Below are 6,265 nucleotides of genomic sequence, written 5' to 3' on the forward strand. Positions count from 1 at the left end.
AAAAGGAGAAGGACAAAGAGCAGAAGACCGCCTGAATAAGTGGGCTAACCCCGAACAGAAAAATTAGGAATGGGTGTCCTTGACAACGGGACCGTTTTAGACTGTTTACCCTATTTGCTGTCCCCCAGCCATAGCAAAAAGACGCTCTTTTTGTTGCGCGCCTGTACTTATCACTTACCCCTTGCCACTTTCTTTTCCACTTCCTGTCCGCTATCGCCCTTCCACTCCAATAGCCTCTTTCCCCATATACTCCGCCGCATCAGCGGCGCTTTCACTTACCACTTTCCACTTACCACTTTTTTCACCACAAAAAAGCTGTCCCTCGCAAGGAGAGACAGCTTTTTATTTCCAAAAGTTAAAATCCAGCGCCCGCTTCTTTGAATTCTTTCTCGATGGATTCGTCAGGAGCTTTGGTGAGCAGGCTGACGACTACGATGAAGAAAAGACCGGTGAGGAAGGCAGGGAGAAGTTCATAGATTCCAAAGACTCCGCCCATAGGTTTTACGAGGTATTTCCAGACAAAGACCATGATGCCGCTGGTAATCATACCGCAGATGGCTCCGGGAAGGGTCGCCCGCTTCCAGAAGAGGGCACAGATCATGACCGGTCCGAAGCAGGCGCCGAAGCCGGCCCAGGCAAAAGATACGATGCCAAAGACAGAGCTGTTCGGATCTCTGGCAAGAAGGATACCGAGAAGGGCAATGCAGAGAACGGTTACCCGGGCTGCCAGCATACTCTTTCCCGGGGAAAGTTCCTTATGCATGAATTCCTGAAGCAGATTCTGGGAGACAGAAGATGCCGCAGCAAGGAGCTGGGAATCGGCGGTGGACATGACGCTGGCCAGAATCCCGGAAAGGATGATACCTGCCAGAATGGCCGGGATGATGCCGAAAGTGGCAATGAGGTTTGAAATTTCAACGACTACCGTTTCTGTGCCTGCTCCGTGAAGCATGGGGATAAGTCCGTCCACGGACATTTTTCTGCCGGCAATACCGATGCATACAACCATGAGCATGGAAAGAAAGGCCCAGGTGGAAGCGACCCGGCGGGAAAGTTTCAGTTTGGCTTCATCCTTGATGGCCATGTAACGGAGAAGGAAATGGGGCATACCGAAGTAACCGAGGCCCCAGGACATGGTGGTGATGATCATAAGCGGAGTGTAAGGTTTGCTTTCGCCGGTGGCTTCGATATAGGTTTCGTTCATGGAAAGATAGCCCGGGAGCCGGGATGCGTTTTCAATGACCGCATCGATGCCTCCCGCACTGACGACTGCCACTACCAGGACGAAGAAAAGAGCCGTAGTCATGAGGATACTCTGGATGAGGTCCGTCATGGAAGCTGCCAGGAATCCGCCGGTTGCGGTGTACCCTACGATAACGACGGCAGAAACAAGCATGGCCGTCATATAATCCATTCCGAAGAGGGAAGCGAAAAGCTTGCCGCAGCCTGCAAAGCCGGAAGCCGTGTAAGGGATGAAGAAAATAATGATGATGATGGCGGAAATCGCTGTCAGGATACATTTTTCATCATGGAACCGGTTCGCAAAGAACTGAGGCACCGTAATGGCATTCACCACCTGAGAATACCGGCGGATACGCCTTGCCACCAGAAGCCAGGAAAGATAGGTGCCGGCAGAGAGGCCGATAATCGTCCAGCCTACGTCGGCTGACCCGGAAAGATAGGCAAGTCCGGGAAGGCCCATCATGAGATAACTGGACATATCCGACGCTTCGGCGGACATGGCCGTAACGAAAGGTCCCAGCGACCGGCCGCCCAGGAAAAAGTCCGAAGTGGATGAGGTCTTCTTCGCACACAGGAACCCGATCACAAGCATCCCCACCAGGTAGACGAAGATGGTGCCAAGAATAAAAATAATGGATGTCTTCATATTACGCTCCCCCTTTGAGATATCCTCTATATGAGGACAATTATACCATAATTTCATAACATTTCGGGCTAAAAATTCAAGAAATTGATAGAAATATACGAATTTATTGGTTTACTGCCATTCTTTTGCGTTTGGTTTTACTGATTCCTTTAAAATGGTGCTGGAAATCCGATGGTTACACATATGACTAATAAGAAATTTGTTCCCTGATCATTGACCGATTCTGTAACGATTCCGGTCTTTCACATTTTTGTCGACGACTTTCTGGTGATTCACTACATTTTTCTGCAGGACTTTCAGCCGGTATACCACATTTTTTTGCACGACTTTATATGTGATATTTACATTTTTGTCGAGCACTTTGATTGATGCATACCTGAAATATTTAAAATTCTTTGTTTTGCTTGCTAATTAGTACTATATATGATACCATATTGTATGAAAGGAGTTCCCTATGAGTCAATTTGAGAAGTTACTCCAGCGAATCCGGAATAATCCGAAGACTGTGAAATTTGATGAACTGGAATCCATACTTTTGGAAAATGGATATACCTGCCGAACCCCGGGTGGCGGTTCCAGTCATTATACCTATACAAAGCCCGGAAGATTTCCCATTACGATTCCAAAGAAAAGACCCTATGTCAAGGAAATTTATGTGAAAATTGTCCTGCGTCAAATGGAGGACGAAAAATAAGGAGGGTATGATGGTGAAAGATATGAAATATTATATGTCCCTTCCCTATAGACAGGTCATTGAAGCCGATCCTGCCGGCGGTTTTGTGGGATACATTCCCGAATTGAAGGGCTGCATCACCCAGGGAGAAACGAGAGAAGAAGTGCTGGAAATGCTGGAAGATGCAGAAAAATGCTGGATGGAAGCCGCGATTGAAGAAAATTATCCTATCCCGGAGCCGGTAGATGCGGAAGCGTTCAGCGGCCGGTTTAATCTGAGAATTCCCAAAAGTCTTCATAAAAAACTGGCCATCACTGCCAGGGAAGAAGGGGTCAGCCTGAATCAGCTGGCTTTATACCTGCTGGCCTCGGGTCTTGGCCAACCCCTGGATAAAGGCATAACAGAAAACCACTAACAAAAAAGCATCGCGATTAATGGTCGTGATGCTTTTTTGATGCCAATCTCGACTTATTCAATTTTCATTCTCCCGTTCACTTCAATCAGCACGATTTCCGGTTTATGCCCGTTCCGGAAGCAGGCGCCCCAGGCGCCGTAGCCGCTTGTCACGATGGCTGTGAGATTTCCATATTTCTTTGTGCCAAAGTAAAAGGGAAAATGTTTCCCCACAAAGTGGGAATTCGGCCAGAACTGGCCTCCGTGGGTATGGCCGGCCAGGAATAAATCGGCCCCCTTCCGGGCTGCGTCTTTCATGTGCACCGGTTCATGCTCCAGAACGATATGGAATTTCCCTGGAAAGCTTTCAAAGGAATCGTCGGGATGGTAGCTGTAGTCCATGACTCCCGTGAGGACGGCTCCGTTTGAAAGTTCTTCCGATTCTCCGTGAAGGATGGAAATCCCCTCTTCTTTCAGGATTGTCCCTTCCAGCCTGAGATTCTGTCCGTAATGGTCATGGTTGCCAAAGACCGCATAGGTCCCAAGAGGCGCCTTGAAACGGGCCAGTCCTTCCAGGCTTTTTTCGCGGAGTACTGTATTCAGATCCCCATCAATGATATCTCCTCCAATCAGCACAAGGTCCGGTTTCAGATGGTTGATGCGGCGTACCATCTGCCTTGCGAAATTTTTACCGATATGAGGTCCCAGATGGATATCGCTCACAAAGGCAATGGTGAAATCATTCACAGATTTTTCTGTTTCCACTTTCACCCGCCGGACAATGGGATGATGGCCATCCCAGATGCCTCTTGCCAGGATGAGAAATAAAAGAAATGCCGCCCCGCCCGCATACATGGAAAGGGCGCTTTCCTTATAGGGAGCCAGTGCTTTGAAAAAGAAGGAAATACGGAGAATGATCCACGGAATGAGGATAAGAAGTCCGTAATACACATAAAAGAACACATACCCGCCAAGGCGCCCCAGGAATTTCACGAGCGTTAGAGGCAGGCGGCGGGCCAGGGTATGGGGAATGACGAAAAGAAGGGGCAGCAGGAGAAATACAATGAGTCCCCCCGCATTGTTGATGGAACGGAAGCCATGAGAAAAGAGGGCCCAGAGGCCGCCTGAAATCAGGGCACCCATAAGGCCAAGGATGGAATAGAATATATCGCGGGGAGCCATGTGGTTTTGTCTCCTTTTGGGGAAATAAAATGATTAGATTCACTTGTGCTAATCGTTCTTCGTTGTTCGTTGTTCGTTCTTCGTGCAGGTGGCGCCCTTCGGGCGCAAGTATGGATCTGGCCTTCGGCCCTCAGCTGGTGCTCAAAACGGTTTTCATCATAAGAAAAATAGAATCATGGTCAATTCTTTATTTATATTATACTATATAATCCCATAAAATAATCCCATAAAAATCGAAAAGGAGCCTTTCGGCTCATTTATGCAGATAAAGAATCCTCCGGCTGATAAATGTAAAAGGCAGCGCCTTTTACATGAAGCGCTGCCCCCTTCACGAACCGCGAATCACGATCCGCACCATGTAAAACTAACCGCTCTGCCAACGGCTAAAAACTAACTACCAACCACTAATCACTAACCACTATTTCTTCTCTTCCACCGCTTCTTTCCTTACTTTTTCCGGAATGGTGAAATCCGTATCTTTGGGAAGGGCATCGAAGGCGATGGCCATATCCAGTTCGCTCTGGCTCAGAAGGCCTTTCATGAGGAGCTTCGTCCCCTCATCTCCCTTCATGGTATCCAGGAAAGCGTTTCCCGCATTGCGGATGGTATCGGTCAGGGGAAGGGCCATCTTTGTGATGCGGTTTGATTTTTTATCGATAGACACAGTGGCCGTGATGGACCCCTGCTTTGCCAGGGCGGAAAGGACGGCTGCCACCGTCTCTTTCTGTTCAGGAGACAGGGCGTCCCATTTCTTTTCATCCCCTGCCTTATAGACGCCGGATACGTCAAATTCTACGGCATAGTCATTCTTGTAATCTTTCCTGACTGATTTGATGTTCTTCATGATATTGTCCAATGCAGCCGATCCTGCATCACCGGCACGCTGGTAGATGGACACGGGAATGGTCTTTTGGATCCACTGTTCCTTGCCGTTCCTGTTATCTTCGATGTAGACAATGAGGTCTTTCCCGTCTTTGCTCTTTTCCGCATAGGCATAACTTTCAGCGGACCGGTTGCCATCCACGGTAACGGTCATGACGCTCTTTGCCTGCATGGGATTTTTCCTGGAATAGATTATATTATGAATCAGGGCATTTCCAACCAGCGGGAATTTCCCATTGACATCGATGGTCTGCATTCCGCTTTCATCGGCGGCCATATTTCCGATGGCCGATGCCAGCTCGAGGGCCGGGGCAGAAAGGACGTCTGCCGGGGACGGCGCTTTTTCTTCTGCTTTTTCCTGAACCGGCTTCGCATCAGGCGCCGGGGCGGGCTCCGCTGCCAAAACCATACCGGTCATGCCCAGTGCAAGGGCGGTGAGGCAGATTGTTTTCTTTAACATATTCATAGGTACCTCCTGTTATAGAAATTTTACCATAAAATCTATTTCAAAAGTATATAGTATAATAAAGAAAAAGGAGGCCCCATGGCATACAGCGAACTTATCAAAAATTTCGACAATATCCGCGAATACCTGCGGGATTTTTTCGTCTACGGCTTTCATACGAGAGATGAATTTTCCGCCAAAAGCGCAAGAAGCTATGACAATGAAAGGCGGCGCATCGAAAATTACCTGGATGGCTGGGTTTCCTTCCGCCAGACCCCATCAGGGAAAACCCTTTTCATTTCTCCCGAGGGCAGCCGGGTCACTCACAATCCCCTGTACCGTGCTTTCAAGGCGAAAAGTTTCACTGCCAGGGATATCACCCTCCATTTCATGGTGCTCGATTTCCTCTCTGACGGCCGTCCACGGACCCTGCAGGAAATAGAAAATGCGCTCTATGACCATTACCTTGCCCACAGGGATGGACTTTTTTTCGATGAATCCACCCTACGGAAGAAGCTGAAAGAATACGCAGGGCTTGGTCTCCTGACGATGGAAAAAGAAGGCCGCAAGGTGACTTGCCGTATTTCTACAGATGGAATCAGGCTGGAAGATTACCGGGACCTTCTCCGTTTTTCTTCCGAGGAAAACCTTCTGGGCATCATCGGAAGCTATATGGAAGACCGTCTCAGCGAGGAGGAAAGTCTCCTTCTTTTCCGCAATCATTCCTTCATGAATATGCTGGACAGCGAGACGGCAGCAGTCATTCTGAAGGCCATCCGGGAAAAAAGATGGCTGAAAATCC

The 6,265-nt window shown here is 48.6% G+C and carries 6 protein-coding genes; 3 read left to right on the forward strand and 3 right to left on the reverse strand.

Going from position 1 to position 6,265, the window contains the following annotated elements; all coding sequences use genetic code 11:
• Positions 1-355 precede the first annotated feature (355 nt).
• Positions 356-1,888, reverse strand: coding sequence for a sodium/proline symporter (locus QZN42_RS09805; protein ID WP_296957188.1), 1,533 nt, complete (start codon positions 1,886-1,888; stop codon positions 356-358).
• Between the two features lie 454 nt (positions 1,889-2,342).
• Here QZN42_RS09805 and QZN42_RS09810 point away from each other — a divergent pair, with 454 nt between their 5' ends.
• Both QZN42_RS09810 and QZN42_RS09815 read left to right on the forward strand, forming a co-directional pair.
• A complete protein-coding gene (locus tag QZN42_RS09810) occupies positions 2,343-2,582 on the forward strand; it encodes a toxin HicA (protein WP_296957191.1) in 240 nt (79 codons plus the stop codon).
• A gap of 7 nt (positions 2,583-2,589) precedes the next feature.
• Entirely contained in the window at positions 2,590-2,976 is a 387-nt protein-coding gene (locus QZN42_RS09815) for a type II toxin-antitoxin system HicB family antitoxin (protein WP_296957193.1), read from the forward strand.
• A gap of 53 nt (positions 2,977-3,029) precedes the next feature.
• Here QZN42_RS09815 and QZN42_RS09820 read toward each other — a convergent pair whose 3' ends face one another.
• The gene (locus tag QZN42_RS09820) at positions 3,030-4,136 is read right to left on the reverse strand and encodes a metallophosphoesterase (RefSeq protein WP_296957196.1); all 1,107 of its coding nucleotides are present in this window, start codon (positions 4,134-4,136) and stop codon (positions 3,030-3,032) included.
• 418 nt (positions 4,137-4,554) lie between these two features.
• Complete coding sequence (locus tag QZN42_RS09825) at positions 4,555-5,478, reverse strand: hypothetical protein (RefSeq protein ID WP_296957199.1); 924 nt, start codon at positions 5,476-5,478, stop codon at positions 4,555-4,557.
• Between the two features lie 84 nt (positions 5,479-5,562).
• Between QZN42_RS09825 and QZN42_RS09830 the strand changes: the two genes are divergently transcribed.
• Positions 5,563-6,265, forward strand: a 703-nt coding sequence (locus QZN42_RS09830; protein WP_296957202.1) for a hypothetical protein, incomplete at its 3' end; no start/stop codon positions are given.

It is taken from the genome of uncultured Dialister sp., assembly GCA_900314595.1.
Classification (GTDB): Bacteria; Bacillota; Negativicutes; order Veillonellales; family Dialisteraceae; genus Dialister.

Excerpts from the sequence above, each read along its gene's own strand:
- QZN42_RS09805 (WP_296957188.1), bottom strand. The coding sequence starts at position 1,888 with ATGAAGACATCCATTATTTTTATTCTTGGCACCATCTTCGTCTACCTG.
- QZN42_RS09810 (WP_296957191.1), top strand. The coding sequence starts at position 2,343 with ATGAGTCAATTTGAGAAGTTACTCCAGCGAATCCGGAATAATCCGAAG.
- QZN42_RS09815 (WP_296957193.1), top strand. The coding sequence starts at position 2,590 with ATGATGGTGAAAGATATGAAATATTATATGTCCCTTCCCTATAGACAG.
- QZN42_RS09820 (WP_296957196.1), bottom strand. The coding sequence starts at position 4,136 with ATGGCTCCCCGCGATATATTCTATTCCATCCTTGGCCTTATGGGTGCC.
- QZN42_RS09825 (WP_296957199.1), bottom strand. The coding sequence starts at position 5,478 with ATGTTAAAGAAAACAATCTGCCTCACCGCCCTTGCACTGGGCATGACC.